This is a genomic window from Thiobacter subterraneus, assembly GCF_055379455.1.
Genome location: NZ_AP042402.1, coordinates 2,632,030 through 2,650,604 on the forward strand (window position 1 = coordinate 2,632,030; position 18,575 = coordinate 2,650,604).

General features: G+C 68.5%; 18 protein-coding genes. 8 read left to right on the top strand and 10 right to left on the bottom strand.

What is annotated here, in order from left to right; genetic code table 11:
• Positions 1-18: 18 nt before the first annotated feature.
• Entirely contained in the window at positions 19-585 is a 567-nt protein-coding gene (locus ACZ42P_RS13010) for a Smr/MutS family protein (RefSeq protein ID WP_464897958.1), read from the bottom strand.
• 1 nt (position 586) lies between these two features.
• Positions 587-1,534, bottom strand: coding sequence for a thioredoxin-disulfide reductase (gene trxB, locus ACZ42P_RS13015; protein ID WP_464897959.1), 948 nt, complete (start codon positions 1,532-1,534; stop codon positions 587-589).
• A 203-nt stretch (positions 1,535-1,737) separates the two neighbouring features.
• Here trxB and ACZ42P_RS13020 point away from each other — a divergent pair, with 203 nt between their 5' ends.
• The 4 genes from ACZ42P_RS13020 to serS all read left to right on the top strand — a co-directional run bounded on the left by ACZ42P_RS13020 (position 1,738) and on the right by serS (position 7,402).
• Entirely contained in the window at positions 1,738-4,026 is a 2,289-nt protein-coding gene (locus ACZ42P_RS13020) for a DNA translocase FtsK (RefSeq protein WP_464897960.1), read from the top strand.
• A gap of 63 nt (positions 4,027-4,089) precedes the next feature.
• A complete protein-coding gene (gene lolA, locus ACZ42P_RS13025; protein WP_464897961.1) occupies positions 4,090-4,683 on the top strand; it encodes an outer membrane lipoprotein periplasmic chaperone LolA in 594 nt (197 codons plus the stop codon).
• The gene (locus ACZ42P_RS13030; protein ID WP_464897962.1) at positions 4,676-5,980 is read left to right on the top strand and encodes a replication-associated recombination protein A; all 1,305 of its coding nucleotides are present in this window, start codon (positions 4,676-4,678) and stop codon (positions 5,978-5,980) included. Before lolA ends, ACZ42P_RS13030 begins: the two co-directional genes overlap by 8 nt.
• Before the next feature lie 138 nt (positions 5,981-6,118).
• The gene (gene serS, locus ACZ42P_RS13035; RefSeq protein ID WP_464897963.1) at positions 6,119-7,402 is read left to right on the top strand and encodes a serine--tRNA ligase; all 1,284 of its coding nucleotides are present in this window, start codon (positions 6,119-6,121) and stop codon (positions 7,400-7,402) included.
• Here the strand turns inward: serS and mltF are convergent.
• Together mltF and ACZ42P_RS13045 are read right to left on the bottom strand one after the other, a co-directional pair.
• Positions 7,389-8,786 (bottom strand): membrane-bound lytic murein transglycosylase MltF, encoded by a 1,398-nt coding sequence (mltF, locus tag ACZ42P_RS13040; protein WP_464897964.1) that lies wholly within the window; start codon positions 8,784-8,786, stop codon positions 7,389-7,391. The two genes, serS and mltF, sit on opposite strands and share 14 nt — an antisense overlap.
• Positions 8,787-8,835: 49 nt before the next feature.
• The gene (locus ACZ42P_RS13045) at positions 8,836-9,552 is read right to left on the bottom strand and encodes a DUF72 domain-containing protein (protein WP_464897965.1); all 717 of its coding nucleotides are present in this window, start codon (positions 9,550-9,552) and stop codon (positions 8,836-8,838) included.
• A gap of 90 nt (positions 9,553-9,642) precedes the next feature.
• Between ACZ42P_RS13045 and ACZ42P_RS13050 the strand changes: the two genes are divergently transcribed.
• From ACZ42P_RS13050 to nth, 4 genes are read left to right on the top strand one after another with little or no spacing between them, the layout of a single operon-like run.
• Complete coding sequence (locus ACZ42P_RS13050) at positions 9,643-9,855, top strand: antitoxin Xre/MbcA/ParS toxin-binding domain-containing protein (protein WP_464897966.1); 213 nt, start codon at positions 9,643-9,645, stop codon at positions 9,853-9,855.
• Positions 9,842-10,699 (top strand): HAD-IIA family hydrolase, encoded by an 858-nt coding sequence (locus ACZ42P_RS13055; RefSeq protein ID WP_464897967.1) that lies wholly within the window; start codon positions 9,842-9,844, stop codon positions 10,697-10,699. Before ACZ42P_RS13050 ends, ACZ42P_RS13055 begins: the two co-directional genes overlap by 14 nt.
• Positions 10,696-11,139, top strand: coding sequence for a bis(5'-nucleosyl)-tetraphosphatase (locus ACZ42P_RS13060; RefSeq protein ID WP_464897968.1), 444 nt, complete (start codon positions 10,696-10,698; stop codon positions 11,137-11,139). The genes ACZ42P_RS13055 and ACZ42P_RS13060 overlap by 4 nt, the downstream gene beginning before the upstream one ends.
• Positions 11,136-11,774: an endonuclease III gene (nth, locus tag ACZ42P_RS13065; RefSeq protein ID WP_464897969.1), complete on the top strand. Its 639-nt coding sequence runs from the start codon at positions 11,136-11,138 to the stop codon at positions 11,772-11,774. The genes ACZ42P_RS13060 and nth overlap by 4 nt, the downstream gene beginning before the upstream one ends.
• A 1-nt stretch (position 11,775) precedes the next feature.
• Here the strand turns inward: nth and ACZ42P_RS13070 are convergent, their stop codons facing one another.
• The 6 genes from ACZ42P_RS13070 to mtnA are packed head-to-tail and all read right to left on the bottom strand — an operon-like array spanning position 11,776 to position 18,101.
• Complete coding sequence (locus ACZ42P_RS13070) at positions 11,776-12,978, bottom strand: ABC transporter permease (RefSeq protein WP_464897970.1); 1,203 nt, start codon at positions 12,976-12,978, stop codon at positions 11,776-11,778.
• On the bottom strand, positions 12,975-13,664 hold the full coding sequence (locus ACZ42P_RS13075) for an ABC transporter ATP-binding protein (RefSeq protein WP_464897971.1): 690 nt from the start codon (positions 13,662-13,664) through the stop codon (positions 12,975-12,977). Before ACZ42P_RS13075 ends, ACZ42P_RS13070 begins: the two co-directional genes overlap by 4 nt.
• Positions 13,661-14,929 carry an efflux RND transporter periplasmic adaptor subunit gene (locus tag ACZ42P_RS13080; RefSeq protein WP_464897972.1) on the bottom strand — a complete coding sequence of 423 codons (1,269 nt, stop codon included), beginning with the start codon at positions 14,927-14,929 and terminating at the stop codon, positions 13,661-13,663. Before ACZ42P_RS13080 ends, ACZ42P_RS13075 begins: the two co-directional genes overlap by 4 nt.
• Positions 14,926-16,335 (bottom strand): efflux transporter outer membrane subunit, encoded by a 1,410-nt coding sequence (locus tag ACZ42P_RS13085; protein WP_464897973.1) that lies wholly within the window; start codon positions 16,333-16,335, stop codon positions 14,926-14,928. The genes ACZ42P_RS13080 and ACZ42P_RS13085 overlap by 4 nt, the downstream gene beginning before the upstream one ends.
• Positions 16,336-16,368: 33 nt before the next feature.
• On the bottom strand, positions 16,369-17,013 hold the full coding sequence (locus tag ACZ42P_RS13090; RefSeq protein WP_464897974.1) for a class II aldolase/adducin family protein: 645 nt from the start codon (positions 17,011-17,013) through the stop codon (positions 16,369-16,371).
• Positions 17,010-18,101 (bottom strand): S-methyl-5-thioribose-1-phosphate isomerase, encoded by a 1,092-nt coding sequence (mtnA, locus tag ACZ42P_RS13095; protein WP_464897975.1) that lies wholly within the window; start codon positions 18,099-18,101, stop codon positions 17,010-17,012. Before mtnA ends, ACZ42P_RS13090 begins: the two co-directional genes overlap by 4 nt.
• Positions 18,102-18,575 lie beyond the last annotated feature (474 nt).

Below are 18,575 nucleotides of genomic sequence, written 5' to 3' on the forward strand. Positions count from 1 at the left end.
CCAGGGGCCGGTGCGCGTTCAGCGGCCGGCCTTGAGCATGACGATCACCGCGCCGCTGCCGCCATCGCAGGGGCGGGCTTCGACGAAGGCGAGCACCTCGTCGCGCTGCATCAGCCAGCTGCGCACCTTGTGCTTGAGCACGGGTTCCCGGTTTTTCGAGCCCAGTCCCTTGCCGTGCACGACACGCACGCAGCGGATGCGGCGTTTGCGGCAGTCGTGCAGGAATTCCGCCAGCCGGGTGCGCGCCTCGTCCCGGGTGTGGCCGTGCAGATCCAGCTCCGCCTCGATCACCCAGTGGCCGCGGCGCAACCGGCGCAACACCTGCTGGGGCAGTCCCGGACGCACGAAGCGCAGCTCCTCGCCGGTTTCCGCCTCCTCCCAGGGCACTGCATCGGACAGCAGGTCCACCACCACGCGCCGCTCGTCCAGCAGGCGCTGGCGTGGCACGGGGCGCACCCGCGGCCGCTCCGGCTCGATGCGGCCGGAATCCCGGAGCGGCCGGGCATCCGCCACCGCGGCGCGGAAGGCTTCGGCCTCCGCGGGGCAGAGGTTCAATCCGGCGGGCCGCCCGGCTTTGGGGAGCATGTCACTTCAGGTTGTCGAGATAGCGTTCCGCATCCAGCGCCGCCATGCAGCCGGAACCCGCGCTGGTGATGGCCTGGCGATAGACGTGGTCCTGCACGTCGCCGGCCGCGAACACCCCGGGAATGCTGGTGGCGGTGGCGTTGCCGTTGCGCCCGCCCTGGGTGACAATGTAGCCGTTTTCCATTTCCAGCTGGCCCACGAAGATGTCCGTATTGGGCTTGTGACCGATGGCGATGAACACGCCGGCCACCTCGATCTCCTTGGTGCCGCCGTCCTTGCGCTTGATGCGCACCCCGGTGACGCCGCTCTTGTCGCCCAGGATCTCGTCCACTTCGCTGTTGAGTTCCAGGGTGATGTGGCCTTCCTCCACCCGCTGCATCAGCTTGTCCACCATGATCTTCTCGGCGCGGAAGGTGTCGCGGCGGTGGATCAGGGTCACGTGGCTGGCGATGTTGGCGAGATACAGCGCTTCCTCCACGGCGGTGTTGCCGCCCCCCACCACCGCCACCTTCTGGCCCTTGTAGAAGAAGCCGTCGCAGGTGGCGCAGCCGGACACACCCTTGCCCATGAAGGCCTGCTCCGAAGGCAGGCCCAGATACTTGGCGGAGGCCCCGGTGGCGATGATCAGCGCGTCACAGGTGTAGGTGCCGGAATCGCCGATGAGGGTGAAGGGACGCTCGGTGAGCCTGGCGGTGTGAATGTGGTCGAACACGATCTCGGTCTCGAAGCGCTCCGCGTGCTGCTGCAGCCGCTGCATGAGTTCCGGACCGAGCACGCCATTGACGTCGCCGGGCCAGTTGTCCACCTCGGTGGTGGTCATGAGCTGTCCACCCTGGTTGAGCCCGGTGATGAGCACGGGCCGGAGATTGGCGCGGGCGGCGTAGATGGCGGCCGTGTAGCCGGCGGGGCCGGAACCGAGGATGAGCAGCTGGCAGTGCTTGGTGGACATGGAAATCCTCCTGGATGCAATCCGAAAAGTCCCCGATTCTAGCAGCATCGGCCGCTCGACCGGTATGGCGCCGGCGCCTGTTGCCGGAAACCGGCCCGCGGCGGCGCCGTCGGCGCCGGCCGGCCACTGCCCGCCGATCGAACCCCGGGCCGCAAGGCCGGGGCAAATCTGGGATAATCAGGGTCTTGACCCGTCGCGTTGCCATGCCCCTGAACGATCGCAAGCCTGCCACCCCCGTCACTTCCCCGGCCGCCCATCCCCGGCTGGTGCCCATGCTGCGGGAAGCCGGGTGGCTCGCCAGCGTGGCGCTGGCCCTGTACGTGGCGCTGATTTTGCTCACCTATCACAAGGGCGATCCCGGCTGGTCCCACAGTGCCAGCGAGGCCACCGTGCACAACTGGGGTGGGGCCTTCGGCGCCTGGATGGCCGACCTGCTCCTCCACGTCTTCGGCTTCTCCGCCCACTGGTTCGTGGTCTTCACGCTCTATCTGGTCTGGTGGGGCTACCGGCGCCTGGAGCGGGTGGGCCTGGAAGATCGCCATCCCCTGTTCGTGATGGGTGCAGGCTTTCTGGTGATGCTCCTGGCCAGCGCCGCGCTGGAGCGGCTGCGCCTGCATCACGTGCAGTTCAACCTGCCCGATGCGCCTGGCGGCATCGCCGGGGCGGTGGTGGGCGACATGCTGGCCGCCGCCTTCGGCTTCACCGGCGCCACCCTTTTCCTGCTCGCCCTGTTCGGAGTCGGTTTCAGCCTGTTCACCGGGGCGTCCTGGCTCACCATCATGGAGCGCATCGGGCTGGGCGTGGAGTGGCTCTACCTTTTCCTGCGCAGCCGCATCGAGCACTGGCGGGACCGCAGGGCGGGCGAACAGGCCCAGAGCGAGCGCGAGGTGGTGGTCCAGGAACTGAAAAAGACGCTGGACGAGCACAAGCCCATCCACATCGAACCGCCGGTGGTGGAGATTCCCAAGTCCAAACGGGTGGAGAAGGAAAAGCAGGTTCCCCTGTTCGAGAACCTCCCGGACAGCGGGCTGCCGCCCCTGCATCTGCTGGACGCCGCCGAGGGCAATCTGGAAGTCCTGTCGGCGGAGACCCTGGAGTTCACCTCCCGCCTCATCGAGCGCAAGCTGCTGGAGTTCGGCGTGGAAGTGAAGGTGGTGGCGGCCTACCCGGGCCCCGTCATCACCCGCTACGAGATCGAACCGGCGGTGGGCGTGAAGGGCAGCCAGATCACCAACCTGGTGAAGGACCTGGCGCGGGCCCTGTCGGTGGTGAGCATCCGCGTGGTGGAGACCATCCCCGGCAAGAGCTGTATGGGCCTGGAGCTGCCCAATCCCAAGCGGCAGATCATCCGCCTGTCGGAGATCCTGAGCTCCCAGGTGTACAACGACATGAATTCGCCGCTGACCATCGCCATGGGCAAGGACATCACGGGCAAACCCGTGGTGGCCGATCTGGCGCGCATGCCCCATGTGCTGGTGGCGGGCACCACCGGCTCCGGCAAGTCCGTGGCCATCAACGCCATGATCCTGTCCCTGGTGTACAAGTCCGATCCCTCCCAGGTGCGCCTGATCCTGGTGGACCCCAAGATGCTGGAGCTGTCGGTCTATGACGGCATTCCCCATCTGCTCGCGCCGGTTGTCACCGACATGAAGCATGCCGCCAACGCCCTCAACTGGTGCGTGGCGGAAATGGAGCGGCGCTACCGGCTCATGTCGGCCCTGGGGGTGCGCAACCTGTCCGGCTTCAACCAGAAGGTGGCGGAGGCGAAAAAGGCCGGCACGCCGCTCACCCATCCCTTCAGCGTGACGCCCGACAATCCGGAGCCGCTGGAACCCCTGCCCTTCATCGTGGTGGTGATCGACGAGCTGGCGGATCTCATGATGGTGGTGGGCAAGAAGGTGGAGGAGCTGATCGCGCGGCTTGCCCAGAAGGCGCGCGCCGCCGGCATCCATCTGGTGCTGGCCACCCAGCGTCCCTCGGTGGACGTGATCACGGGCCTCATCAAGGCGAACATTCCCACACGGATCGCCTTCCAGGTATCGAGCCGGGTGGACTCCCGCACCATTCTCGACCAGCAGGGCGCCGAGGCGCTGCTGGGGCAGGGCGACATGCTCTACCTGCCGCCGGGCACCGGCTATCCGCAACGAGTGCACGGCGCCTTCGTTTCCGACCAGGAAGTGCACCGGGTGGCGGAATATCTCAAGAAGCTGGGTGAACCCCAGTACGTGGAAGGCATCCTGGAGGGAACCCCGGCGGAGGGCGAGGGCGGCGGCGCTGAGGCGGGCGCCGACGGCGAGGCCGATCCCCTCTACGACGAGGCCGTGGCCATCGTGCTCAAGTCCCGCCGCGCCTCCATTTCCAGCGTCCAGCGCCAGCTGCGCATCGGCTACAACCGCGCCGCGCGGCTCATCGAGCAGATGGAGCGCGCGGGCTTGGTCTCGCCCATGCAGCCCAATGGCAACCGGGACGTGCTGGTGCCGCAGCGCGAGTAGTGTGCGACCCGATCGTTTCCAGCGCGGCCTGTGTTCAAAAGGGTATCGTTTATGAGATTACTGATGGCTGGCGTGATGTTCCTGGCATCGGTCGCCCATGCCGGGGCCATCGACGGCCTGCGTGCCTTCGTGCGCGAGACGCACTCGGCCCGGGCGCAGTTTTCCCAGGTGGTGCTGGACCGCGCCGGCCAGCCGCGCCAGCAGGCGGCGGGGGTGATGGTGTTCGCCCGGCCCGGGCGCTTCCGCTGGACCTATGACAGCCCCTACCAGCAGGTGATCGTGGGCGACGGCATGAAGCTCTGGGTGTACGACAGGGATCTGGAGCAGGTGACCGTCAAGCCCCTGGGCGAGGCGCTGGGCAGTTCGCCGGCGGCGCTGCTCGCCGGGGACAACGAGATCGAAAAATTCTTCACCCTGCGCGAGGCCGGCAGCCAGGGCGGACTGGCCTGGCTGGAAGCGGTCCCGAAATCCGGCGACACCACTTTCGAGCTGATCCGCATGGGCTTTTCCGGCAGCACCCTGCGCGAGATGGAACTCAGGGACAGCTTCGGCAACCGCACGCTGATCCGGTTCGAGCGCATCGAGCGCAATCCGCGCCTGGATCCCGGACTGTTTCGCTTCACGCCCCCCAAGGGGGTGGATGTCATCGGTGAGTGACCTGTTCATCGTCAAACCCGCGGCACCGCTGGCGGAACGTTTGCGTCCGGCCACCCTGGATGAGGTGATCGGCCAGCGCCATCTGCTGGGCCCGGGCAAACCCCTGCGGCTTGCTTTCGAGGCGCGCCGGCTGCATTCCATGATCCTGTGGGGCCCGCCGGGGGTGGGCAAGACCACCCTGGCAAGGCTCATGGCCCGTGCCTTCGATGCGGAATTCATCGCCCTTTCCGCCGTGTTCTCCGGGGTGAAGGACATCCGCGACGCCATCGCCCGGGCGGAGGCGGCGCTCCAGCAGCAGGGGCGCCACACCATCCTGTTCGTGGACGAGGTGCACCGCTTCAACAAGGCCCAGCAGGATGCCTTCCTGCCCTATGTGGAGCAGGGCCTGGTCACCTTCATCGGCGCGACCACGGAGAATCCTTCCTTCGAGGTCAACGGCGCGCTGCTCTCCCGCGCCCAGGTCTATGTCCTGGAACCCCTGGGCGAGGCGGAACTGGGCGAGCTGTTCGACCGGGCCTTGCGCCTCGCCTTGGGGGAACTTACCTTCGAGCCGGCTGCCAGGCAGCGCATCATCGCCTATGCCGATGGCGATGCGCGGCGCCTGCTCAACCTGCTGGAACAGGTGCATACCGCGGCGCAGGCGGCGGGACGGCGGGAGGTGGACGAGGCGTTCGTGGCCAATGCCCTCGCCCGCAGCGGACGGCGCTTCGACAAGGGCGGCGAGGCCTTCTACGACCAGATCTCCGCCCTGCACAAGTCGGTGCGCGGCTCCGATCCGGATGCCGCGCTGTACTGGTTCGTGCGCATGCTGGACGGCGGCGCCGATCCCCTCTATCTCGGGCGACGTCTGGTGCGCATGGCCAGCGAGGACATCGGCCTGGCCGATCCACGCGCCCTGCGACTGGCGCTGGATGCCGTGGAGACCTATGAGCGGCTGGGGTCGCCCGAAGGGGAGCTGGCCCTGGCCGAGGCCGTGCTGTATCTGGCCTGCGCGCCCAAGAGCAACGCGGTGTATGTCGCGTATAATGCCGCGCGCGAATTCGTTGCCCGCGATAGCTCGCGTCCGGTCCCGCTCCATCTGCGCAACGCCCCCACCCGGCTGATGAAGGCGCTGGGCTACGGCAAGGCCTATCGCTACGCCCATGACGAGCCCGAGGCCTATGCCGCCGGCGAAAACTATTTCCCGGAAGGCATGCCCGGGGTGCGCTTCTACGAGCCCACGCCACGCGGTCTGGAAGGCAAAATCGCCGAGCGCCTGGCCCATCTGCGGGAGCTGGATCGCAAGGCGAAGAAATAGTCATCCATCACAGCAGCAGGGACGGGCCCGAGTCGGGGCGCGGGAATCGTCCGGAAAGCCGGCGCGTCCCGGTGCGATAGGCCTTGCCGGTCGTGCGCCACCCCCTGGTGTCTGTGCCTGCCAACAGGAAAACCAACCATGCTCGACATCCAACTCCTCCGCAACGATCTCGAAGGTGTGGCCCGGCGGCTGGCCACCCGGGGTTTCGTGTTCGACGTCGCCCATTTCCAGGCGCTGGAACAGGAACGCAAGACCGTGCAGACCCGCACCCAGGAACTGCAGGCGCGGCGCAATGCCCTGTCCAAACAGATCGGCGCGGCCAAGGGCCGGGGCGAGGACGCATCGGCCCTGATGGCGGAGGTGGCGGGGTTGGGTGACGAGCTCAGGAGCCTGGAGGAGAAGCTCGCCTACGTCCAGGCGCGCATGCACGAGCTGCTGGCGGGCGTGCCCAACCTGCCCCATGAATCGGTGCCGGTGGGGCAGTCGGATGCAGACAACGTGGAAGTGCGGCGTGTGGGCGCGCCGCGCGTATTCGATTTCCCGGTCCGGGATCACGTGGATCTGGGCGAGGGGTTGGGGCTTCTGGACTTCGCCACCGCGGCCAAGCTGTCGGGCTCCCGTTTCACCCTGATGAAAGGCGCGCTGGCACGCCTGCACCGGGCCCTCGCCCAGTTCATGCTGGACGTGCATACCCGGGAGCACGGCTACACGGAAGTGTATGTCCCCTATCTGGTCAATGCCGAGAGCATGTTCGGCACCGGCCAGCTGCCCAAGTTCGAGGCCGACCTGTTCGCCACCTACAAGGGCGAGAACGAAAGGCTCTATCTCATCCCCACGGCGGAAGTGCCGGTCACCAACATGGTGCGCGACACCATCCTGGCGGCGCATGAGCTGCCCCTGAAGCTGGTGGCCCACACGCCCTGTTTCCGCTCCGAGGCCGGTTCCTACGGCAAGGACACACGGGGCATGATCCGCCAGCACCAGTTCGACAAGGTGGAGCTGGTGCAGATCGTGGAGCCGTCGCGCTCCTATGCGGCCCTGGAGGAACTCACGGGCCACGCGGAAGCCATCCTGCAGAAACTGGAGCTGCCCTACCGCGTGGTCGCCCTGTGCACCGGCGACATGGGATTCGCCGCCGCCAAGACCTATGACCTGGAAGTCTGGCTGCCGGGCCAGAACACCTACCGGGAAATTTCCTCCTGCTCCAATTTCGAGGCCTTCCAGGCCCGCCGCATGCAGGCGCGTTTCCGGGGCGACAAGGGCAAGCCCGAGCTGGTGCACACGCTGAACGGCTCCGGACTGGCGGTGGGACGCACCCTGGTGGCGGTGCTGGAAAACTACCAGAATCCGGACGGCAGCATCAGCGTGCCCAGTGTGCTGCGCCCCTATCTGGGCGGGCTGGAACGCCTCAGCGCCGGCTGAGACGCAGGTCCGCGCCGTTCCGGCCGAAGGGCGACAGGGGTGGTTTGTAGGCTGGCTGGAACTTGAGCAGGATGTCGTAATAGGTGCGGATGTTCTCGGTGAGGATCACCGCCTCGCCGCCGCGCGCGTAGCCATGCTTCACCGTGCTGTGCCACTGGGCGCGCGCCAGCAGGGGCAGGGTCTTCTTGAGATCGGCCCAGGAATCCGGATTCAGGCCCTGGCGCTGGGCCAGGATGCGGGCGTCCTCCAGATGTCCCATTCCCACGTTGTAGGCGGCCAGCGCCATCCAGGTGCGGTCCGGTTCCGGCACGCGCGCCGGCAGGGCGTCCTTCAGGCTCAGCAGATATTTCGCGCCCGCGAGGATGCTCTGGGCGGGATCCAGGCGGTCGGTGACGCCCATGTGGTCGGCAGTCTGTTCGGTGAGCATCATGATGCCGCGCACGTTGGTGGGGGAGGTGGCTAGCGGATCCCATTTGGACTCCTGATAGCCCAAGGCCGCCAGCAGACGCCAGTCGATACCGGTGATTTCCTGCGCCTGCTGGAACAGGGCGCGGTAGCGCGGCAGCACCCGGTTCATGCGTGCCAGGAATTCGATCACATCGGCGGCCTCCAGCCGTTCGATGTGGCCGTAATAGCGGTCGAGGAGCCGCGCCAGGGTGCCGTCGCGCCGGATGCGCGCGAAGAATTCCACCGCCTTCCGGTACAGCCAGGCATCACCGTCCTTGGCGAAGGCCCAGGCCAGCTCCTCCGGCGGTTCCACGTCGAAGGCCACTGCCAGCTGCGGGTGATAGCGCTGGGCGAGCAGGATGATGTGGGAGTCGGCGATCGCGTAGTCGATTTCCCCCTCCGCGACCCGGCGCAACAGCTCCTCGCTGTCGTGATCCGGCACCTCTTCCCAGCTCAGTCCCGGATATTTGCGCTGGGCACGGCGCAGGCTTTCCGCGTAGCTGCTGCCGGCCACTACCTGCAGGCGCTTGCCCACCACGTCGGCCAGGGTCTTTGGCCGTGGCGCATCGCTGCGGTACACGAGCTGTTCCCGCACCGTCTGGTAGGCCGGCCCGAACAGCACACGCTTCCTGCGTTCGTCCGTGATGGTCAGCCCGGCTGCGGCGACGTGGGCCTGACCCGAGGTCAGCGTGGGCAAAATCTCCGGAAACGGCACCACGATCCAGCGCACCCTGAATCCCAGCTCATCGGCGAAGCGCTGCATGAGGTCGTGCTCCAGCCCCACGGGGCTGCCGTCCGCGTCCTCGTAGTAGGTGGTGGGGCCATTGCGGGTGACCACCACCAGATCGCCGGTCTCGCGCGCGGGCTTGAGCGGCTCCGGCGCGCGGCCGCAGGCAGCGAGCAGCAGGCAGAAACCGATGAGGGCCAGGCCACGCATGATGGCGGCAAGTTTCGCCGAGCCGCCGGCCGTTGTCCACGGCGCCCGCTCAGGCAGCCAGCAGTTCGCCCAGGGTGAGGGCGTCCGCCACTGCGTGGGCGGCTTCGTCGTTGTCGAAATACACATAGGCCCGGGCCACTTTTGCTTGCCGCAGCCACTTGGCCCAGGACGCGAGGCGGTTTCGGCCGTACCGGCCGCAATAGGCGGCGGTGGGGCCGTGCAGACGCAGGTAGGTGAAGTCCGCGGTGAGGGTGCGTGGCGCGGTGTAGCCGGCGAGATCGTAGATGCACCAGGCCGCGTTGTGGGCGGAAAGCAGCTCCAACACCGGCGGGCAGTGCCAGCGTGGATCCCGGAATTCGAAGGCCACCTGCCAGTGGCGCGGCAGCAGTTGCAACAGCAGTGCCAGGCGGTCGGGATGGGGCGCAAAGCGCGGGGGCAACTGGAACAGCACCGGCCCCAGCCGCGCGTTGAGCCCCGCCACGGCCTCGATGAAGGGCGGCAGGCCCTGTTCCGGGTCGGCGAGTTTCTTCTGGTGGGTGATGAAGCGGCTCGCCTTCACCGCGAAGCGGAAGTCCGGGGGCACTGCCGCGGCCCAGGCGGCAAAGCGGTCCTGCGTGGGCAGGCGGTAGAAGCTCGCATTGATCTCCACCGTGGTGAAATGGCGCCCGTAGAAAGCCAGCCACTGGGACGTGGGCAGTCCCGCGGGGTAGAATCGTCCCTGCCAGTGGCGATAGGACCAGCCTGAGGTGCCGATGTATGCCTGCATCGTGGAAAGGGGGCTTGGTCACGGGACACTCTGTCTAGCGATTGCAGCCGGTCCCGTCACGTTTCACCCGAGTATAGGAGGCAAGCGGCCATGACGCTGCACCAGCACGATCCGCAACGCATCATCCAGCTGGCCGAACGTCTGCTGGGCAACCGCGAGAAGGCCGAGGCCTGGCTCGATCACCCCCGCATCCAGCTGGGCGGGCGCACGCCGCGGGAGATGCTCACCACCCCCGATGGCGTGCTGCGGGTGGAGGAGCTGCTCACGCAGCTGGACGACGATCTCCGGCTTGGGATCGACTGAGGTGGACTTTCCCGCCATCAGCCTCGCGGACCTGCTCACCCGCTATGAGGGCGTGCTGCTGGACGCCTACGGCGTGTTGGTGGGGGACGAGGCCGCACTGCCGGGCGCGGCGGCACTCATCGACTGGCTGAACGATCACGGCAAGCCCTATCTGGTGGTCACCAACAGTGCCTCGCGCCTGCCCGAGACCGCCGCGCGCCGCTACGCGGGCTTCGGGCTCGACATTCCCCCCAATCGCATCCTCACCTCCGGCAGCCTGCTGGAAGACCACTTCCGCACCCATCATCTCGTCGATGCCCGCTGCGTCGTGCTGGGGCCGGAGGACAGCCGAACCTACGTCGTGCGCGCCGGCGGCCATGTGGTGGGGCCGGAGGGGACGTTCGACGCTCTGGTCATCTGCGACGAAAAGGGCTTCCCCTTTTTGCAGACGGTGGATGCGGTGCTGACCGCGCTGTTCACGCTGATCGACAGTGGCCGCACGCCCCAGCTGGTGCTGCCGAATCCGGACCTCATCTATCCCACGGGCCGGGGCTACGGACTCACTGCCGGCAGCATCGCTTTGATGATCGAGGCGGCGCTGGCGCTGCGCTATCCGGCGCGGCGGGATCTGCGCTTCCATCGCCTGGGCAAGCCGGAACCCGCCATCTTCGCCGCGGCGGTGCAGCGTCTCGGCACGCGCCGGCTGGTGATGATCGGCGACCAGCTGGAGACGGACGTGCGCGGCGCGCGGGCCTTCGGCCTGGATGCGGCATGGCTCAAGGGCGGTGTCAGTGCCGAGCTGCCTGCCGATGCGCGCTTCGCACCCACCTGGGTGCTGGACACCCTGTCGGGGCCGCTGCCATGAGCCGCGCGGAGCCCAAACCCGGTGCCTTTTCCGCGGGCGTGGTGGTGGTGCGGCCGGAGCCCGACGGCTGGCGTTTCCTTCTGCTGCGTGCCTGGCGCAACTGGGATTTCCCCAAGGGCGCGGTGGAAGCGGGGGAGACACCCCTGGCCGCCGCGGTGCGGGAGACGGCCGAGGAGGCGGGTCTGACCGACCTGGACTTTCGCTGGGGCACCGAATATGTGGACACCGGCCCCTACGGCCCGCGCCACAAGGTGTCCCGCTACTACCTGGCGCAGACCGCCACGCGCGACGTTCATCTGCCCGTCTCCCCCGAGCTGGGGCATCCGGAGCATCACGAATGGCGCTGGGTGACGCTGGACGAGGCGCGCCGGCTGGTGTCGCCGCGCCTGGTGCCGGTCCTGGAATGGGCGGTGCGCCGCCTCGGGGAGGGCACGCCATGACCGGCCAGACAGGCCGCGCGCGGGAGATCCTCGCCCGCCTGCTGCGGCAGCATCCCCATCCCCGGCTCGCGCTGGAATACCACAACCCGCTGGAACTGCTGGTGGCGGTGATCCTGTCCGCCCAGTGCACCGACGCCCGGGTGAACGAGGTGACCCGCCGCCTGTTCCGCAAGTACCGCAGCGCACGCGACTACGCCGAGGCGGATTTGGCCGAGCTCGAGGCGGACATCCGTCCCACCGGTTTCTACCGCAACAAGGCCAAACTCCTCGTCGCCTGCTGCCGCAAGCTGGTCACGGATTTTGGCGGCCGGGTGCCGGACAGCCTGGACGCCCTGCTCACTCTGCCGGGTGTGGGACGCAAGACGGCCAACATGGTGCTGGGCAACGCCTTCGGCATTCCGGGCATCGCGGTGGACACCCACGTGGCACGGGTGGCGCAGCGCCTGGGACTTGCCGCCAGCGACGATCCGGAAGCAATCGAACGCGCGCTGATGGAGGTCTTCCCGAAAAAGGACTGGGTGACCGCCACCAACGCCCTCATCCTGCATGGCCGGGAGACCTGCACCGCGCGCAGGCCGAAGTGCGCCGGGTGCGTGCTGCGCGATCTCTGTCCCTGGCCGGGGAAAACCGGCTGAATCACTCGTGGCGCAGGGCGTCGATGGGATTGAGACGCGCCGCGCGCCGCGCCGGAACGAAGCCGAAGATCACGCCGATGGCGCCGGCGAACAGAAAGGCCAGCAGGTTGATGCCCGGGTTGAACAGGAAGGGCACCTGCATGAGTTTCGCCAGCCCCATGGCGGCAGCCAGGGCCACCAGGATGCCCACCAGTCCCCCGAAGGCGGACAGGACCACCGCCTCGATCAAAAACTGCAGCAGCACGTCCCGCTCCAGGGCGCCGATGGCAAGCCGGATGCCGATCTCCCGCGTGCGTTCGGTCACCGACACCAGCATGATGTTCATGATGCCGATGCCGCCCACCAGCAGGGACACCGCCGCCACCGCACCCAGCAGGGTGGTCATCACGCGGATGGTGCCGGTGAGCGTGTCGGCGATCTGGCGCGTGTCGAAGATGGTGAAGTTGTTGTCCTCGTTGTCCGCCAGGCGCCGCCGCTCGCGCATGAGCTGCTCGATCTGGCGCTTGACCTTCTCCATGGATTCCGTGTCCTTTACGGAAACCATGATGGCGCGCACGTCGGTGTTGCCGATGAGCCGGCGCTGCACGGCGCGCAGCGGCATGACGATGGTGTCGTCCTGGTCGGAGCCCATGGCCGACTGACCCTTGGCGGCGAGCACGCCGATCACCTCGCAGGCAAACTGCTTGACGCGGATTTCCTCGCCGACGGGGCTCTGGGTGCCAAACAGCTCGCGCTTCACCGTCTGCCCCAGCAGGCACACGGATTTGCCCGCCCGTTCCTCGCTTTCGTTGAAGAAGCGGCCTTCGGTGAGTTTCCAGTTGCCCACGTCGAAGTAGCTCACGGTGGCGCCGGTGATGCTGGTGGTCCAGTTGTTCGCGCCGGCCACCACGGTGGTGGAACGGCTGGCAATGGGGGCCACGGCACGCACGCCCGCAATCTGTTCGGCGATGGCCTCGGCGTCGCTCACCTTGAACGCCGGGGCGCCGATGAAGCCCATGCCCAGGCGCTGGCCGGGACGCAGGGTGAGCAGGTTGTTGCCGAGACTGGCGATCTGGTCGGACACGGCGCGCGTGGCACCGTCGCCCAGGGTGACCATGGTGATCACGGAAGCCACGCCGATCACCACCCCCAGGATGGTGAGGAAGGAACGCAGCAGATTGCGGCGGATCGCCCGCAGGGCGAGGAGGAAGGTATTCCAGATCATCGCCGTTCTTCCCGTTCCACGCGGCCGTCGCGGAAATGGACCACGCGCTGGGCCCAGGCGGCGATGTCCGGCTCGTGGGTCACCATCACCACGGTGATGCCCTTGTCCTGATTCAGGCCGCTGATGAGTTCCATGATCTCGCGGCTGGTCTGGCTGTCCAGATTGCCCGTGGGCTCGTCGGCGAGGAGCACGCGCGGCCGGGTGACGATGGCACGGGCGATGGCCACCCGCTGCTGCTGGCCCCCCGAGAGTTCCGCGGGCGTGTGGTGCTCCCAGCCCACCAGCCCCACCGCGGCGAGGGCCTCCCGGGCCAGCGCGTGCCGCCGGGCCGCCGGCTCGCGCCGGTAGAGCAGGGGCAGCTCGACGTTTTCCTGGGCGGTGGTGCGGGGCAGCAGGTTGAAGCCCTGGAACACGAAGCCCAGCTGATTGCGCCGCAGCAGCGCCCGCTGGTCCCGGGTCAGCCGTTCCACCGCGAGATCCTCGAACCAGTAGTGACCACCGGTGGGCACGTCCAGGCAGCCGAGTATGTTCATGACCGTGGACTTGCCGGAACCGCTGGGGCCCATCACCGCCACGAATTCTCCGGCGGCGATGGCCAGGTCCACACCGCGCAGGGCCTGGAAGGCCGCGCTGCCGCGACCGTAGATCTTGGTGACTCCTTCCAGGCGGAGCAGCGCCTCGCTCATTTGGCCGGCTGGCTCACGTCGGTGATGACCTTCATGCCCGGCTCGAGCCCGCCGCCGGTCACCTCGGTGACGCGGCCGTTGCTGAGCCCCAGCGTGACCTCCACCGGCGTGGGCGTGCCATCCCGCAGCACCCACACCCGGCGTGGCGCGTCCTTGCGCTTCGCCTCCTTGGGCACGCGGCCGCTCTCCGGGCGCGGCGGTTTGGGCAGCAGCGCATCGAGGATGCCGCCCTTCTTCTTGCTGCCGGCATTGCTGCGGGGCGTGAAGCGCAGCGCGGCATTGGGCACCAGGAGGACATCGTCCCGCACGGCGGTGAGGATTTCCGCGGTGGCCGTCATGCCGGGCCGCAGGCTGAGATCATCATTGTTCACGCGCAGGGTGGTGGGGTAATACACCACGCCCTCCGTCACCTGGGAGCCATAGGCGACGCGCTCGATCACCGCGGGATACCTGCGCCCGGGCCAGGCATCCACCGTAAAGGTGGCCTTCTGGCCCGGTTTCACCTGGCCCACGTCCGCCTCATCCACGTTCACCTGCAGTTCCATGCGGGTGAGGTCCTCGGCCAGGGTGAACAGCACCGGCGCCTGCAGCGAGGCGGCCACGGTCTGACCCGGTTCCACCTTGCGCATCAGCACCACACCGTCGATGGGGGAGCGGATGCTGGCCTTGGTGAGATTGGTCTCGTCCGTGCGCAGCGTGGCGCGCGCCTGTTCCACTCCCGCCTCCGCGCTCCGGAGTGCGGCCTCGGCCTTGGCCACGCTGGCGCGCCCGGTCTCCAGTTCCGCCTGCGAGGGCACTTTGCCACCGGAAAGCCGCGCCACTTCCTCCAGGCGCGCGAGATTGGCCCGCGCATCCTGCAGGGTCGCGCGTGCCTGGGCCACCGCGGCTTCCGCCGCCACCAGTGCGGCGCGGGAGCGCGCCACCTGGTCTTCCAGCCGGCGCGTATCCAGCCGGGCCAGCGCCTGCCCCCGTTTCACCTGGTCGTTCACGTCCACGAACACCTTGTCGATGATCCCCGACAGCTCGCTGCCCACGTCCACCTGGTTGGTGGGCTGCAGGTTGCCGGTGGCGGATACGGTCACTTCCAGGCGGCCCCGTTTCACCTCCTCGGTTTCATAGCGGGGTTTGCTTTCACTGCGCTGGGCGACTAGGGCGATGACTGCGGCGGCGAGCACCAGCACCACAGCGCCGATCAGAAGCAGGCGGCGGCCGCCCATGGCCTCGCGCCCGAGCAGGCGCCGGAGGGAAGAGGTCTGGTCGTTCATGGCGTGTTTTCCTGTTGCGCGGCGGTCCAGCCGCCACCAAGAGCCTTGTACAGACGGATCATGCTGGAAACACGGTCGGCACGTGCGGCGGCAAGGGCGTCTTCCACCGCCAGCTGGCTGCGCTCCGTGTCCAGCACGGACTGGAAATCGATGAGCCCCGCCTGATAGCGGTGCCGGGCAAGCAGGGCGGCATTGCGCGCTGCCTCGGCTGCGACGGCGAGACTGGCCTCGCGCCCCCGCGCACTGCTCACCGCGGCGAGCGCGTCCTCCACTTCCGAGAGGGCGGTGAGCACGGTCTTGCGATACTGGGCCTCGGCTTGGTCCCGCAGGGCATCCTCCACCTCCACCTGGGCGCGGCGCTTGCCGGCATCGAACAGGGGCGCGGCGAGCTGGGCAACCACTGTGGAGAAACCGCTGCCTGCATCGGTGAGTGCGCCGGCGCTCAGGGCCTCCAGCCCCAGCGTGCCGGACAGGGTCAGGCGCGGCCAGCGCGCCGCCTCCGCCACGCCCACCCGCGCGGTGGCGGCGGCGAGGGCCCGTTCCGCGGCGGCCACGTCCGGACGCTGGCGCAGCGTGTCGGCGGGAATGCCCACGGCGATGCGTGCCGGCACCGGCGGCAGCGGCTGCACCTTTGCGAGCCTTGCGCGCACCGCCGCCACCGGCTGGGCCATGAGCAGGGCAAGCCGGTCCTCCGCGGCGGCGAGATTCTGCTCCAGCACGGGTATCTGGGCGCGGGTCTGTTCCACGTTGGCGCGCGCCTGCTCCACGTCCTGACTGCTCACCAGCCCTGCGCGCGCCCGCCATTCCGTGAGCTGCAGCGTGTCGAGCTGGCGCGCGAGATTGTTCCGGGCGATGACCAGCCGGTTCTGGAAATTGCGCACATCCACGTAGGCCGTCGCGGTTTCCGCCGCCAGGCTCACGCGCGTGGCGGCGAGATTCGCCTGGGCGGCCGCGATGTCGGCCTCCGCCGCCTCCACCGAGCGGCGCACGCCGCCGAACAGGTCGAGCTCCCAACTGGCATCCAGCTCGGCGCGGTAGAGCCGGCGCGTGAAGCCGCTGCCGGTCTGGCTGCTGGTGTCGCTGCGGCTGGCGCTGGCGGTGCCGGAAAGTTCCGGCCACTGCGAGGCAGCCGTGGCGATACGCTGGGCGCGGGCCTGGCGCAGCCTGGCCTGGGCGAGAGCGAGGTCCGGCTGGGCGCGCAGCGCCTCTTCCACGCAGGCCGCGAGCAGGGGATCGCCAAATTTCTGCCACCATTGGGCGATGTCGGCCGGCTCGGCGGAGAGCGGGGCCGGCTCCAGGCGGGCCCACTGGGAGGGCGCGGAAAGAGCGGGAGGCCGATAGTCGGGACCGGCGGCGCAACCGGTCAGGAGCAGGGCAGCGAGCAGGGCGAGCTTGTTCTTGTGCATGGGGATGTTACGACAGGCACAGGGCCGGCCGGTTCACCGGCCCCGCTGCCCATAGTGCCTGAAGCGCTCCAGAACCTCGTCCATCTCGGCGTCGCTGAGGAGGACCGGCTCACCCAGCAGGCGCGCGCGCCAGTACTGGGCCGCCAGTTCCTCCACCTCCTCGGCCAGCGCCAGCGCGCCTTGGAGATCGCTGCCCACCGCCACCAGACCATGGTTGGCCATGAGGCAGGCGCGGCGCGCGCTGAGCGCCTCCAGCACGGCATCGGACAGGGCCTGGGTGCCGAAGGTGGCATAGCGGGCGCAGGGGATGTCCTTGCCGCCCGCCGCCGCGACCATGTAATGGAAGGGCGGGATCGGTATGCGCAGGCAGGACAGGCTCACCGCGTGGGGCGCATGGGCGTGGACCACGGCGTTCACCTCGGGCCTGGCGGCATAGATGTCGCGGTGGATGCGCCATTCGCTGGAGGGTTTCAGGGGGCCTTCGTGACGGCCCGCCATGTCCATGCGCACCATCTGCTGGGGCTTTAGCATGTCCGCCGGCAGGCCGCTGGGCGTGATGAGCAGACCATCGCCGCAGCGCACGCTCACGTTGCCCGCGGTGCCGCGGTTGAGTCCGCGCAGCACCGTCTGGCGGGCTGTTTCCGCCAGCGCGGCACGCAGGCTGGCTTCGTCGTTCATGGATGTTCGGCCTCGGGATAGGCCTGGCGCAGGGCCGACCGCTGCGCCGCCAGCACGCCCCGTTCCGTGATGAGGCCGGTGACCAGGTGCGCGGGCGTCACGTCGAAGGCGGGATTGAGGGCGTCGCTGGCTTCCGGCGTCAGGCGCACCTCGCGCACCTGTCCTGCGTCATCGAGGCCCGTGACATGGGTCACCTCGCGTGCCCCGCGCATCTCGATGGGAATGGCATGCCCGTCGGTGAGTCGCCAGTCGATGGTGGGCCCGGGCACGGCGACGTAGAAGGGCACCCCGTTGTCCCGCGCGGCCAGGGCCTTGAGATAGGTGCCGATCTTGTTGGCCACATCCCCCGTCGCCGTGACCCGGTCGGCGCCCACGATCACCAGATCCACCCGGCCCTGCTGCATGAGATGGCCCGCGGCGTTGTCGGCGATCACCGTGTGGGGCACGCCATGCCGGGCCAGCTCCCAGGCAGTGAGCGCCGCACCCTGGTTGCGGGGGCGCGTCTCGCTCACCCACACGTGCACCGGAATCCCGGCATCGAAGGCCATGTACACCGGCGCCAGCGCCGTGCCCCAGTCCACGGTGGCCAGCCACCCCGCATTGCAATGGGTCATGACCTTTACCGGCTGGCGGCCCTGCCGGTGCAGGGACTCGATCAGCGCCAGGCCGTGGCGGCCAATGGCCGCGTTGAGGGCCACGTCCTCGTCGCAGATGGCCGCGGCCTCCTGCCAGGCCGCCTCGCGCCGCGCCGCCGGCGGCAGCGGGGCCAGTTTCTGCTGCATGCGCTCCAGCGCCCAGCGCAGATTCACCGCCGTGGGCCGGGTGGCGAGCAGGCGGGCGCAGGCGATTTCCAAATGGGTTTCCGAGGCATCCTCCCCCAGGGCGAGCGCCACGCCGTAAGCCGCGGTGGCCCCGATCAGGGGCGCGCCCCGCACGCGCATGACCGAGATCGCCTCCGCGGCATCATCCAGCGTGCGCAGGATGCGAAATTCCAGACGGTGGGGAAGCACAGTCTGGTCGATGATGCGCACCCCGCTGCCATCCCCGAGGGGCGCGATGGTGCGGGTCGGTTGGCCGTCGATCTTCATGGCCGGGATTATCGCAGAACTGCCCGCCGCCCGCAGTTCTGCGGCCGGTTCCCTTCTGGTAGAATCCGCGTTTTTCCTGCGCTTCTGCGCGTGGGCACGCGCCAAAGCGCCGGGGCGCGCAGTGGAAGACACCGCAGCGGTGCACATACCACGAACGGTTCCAACAGGAGAGATGGCTGAGTGGTCGACAACGGGCGCAGCCCGTTGGGTGGAGGCTAACCCGGCGCAAGCCGGGTTAAGCGCGCAGCGCGGGCCGGAGCCAAAGCGCCGGGGAGAGGCGCGGGGTTAAAGACATCCCGGCGGTTCAGACATAACGAACGGTTCAAACAGGAGAGATGGCTGAGTGGTCGACAACGGGCGCAGCCCGTTGGGTGGAGGCTAACCCGGCGCAAGCCGGGTTAAGCGCGCAGCGCGGGCCGGAGCCAAAGCGCCGGGGAGAGGCGCGGGGTTAAAGACATCCCGGCGGTTCAGACA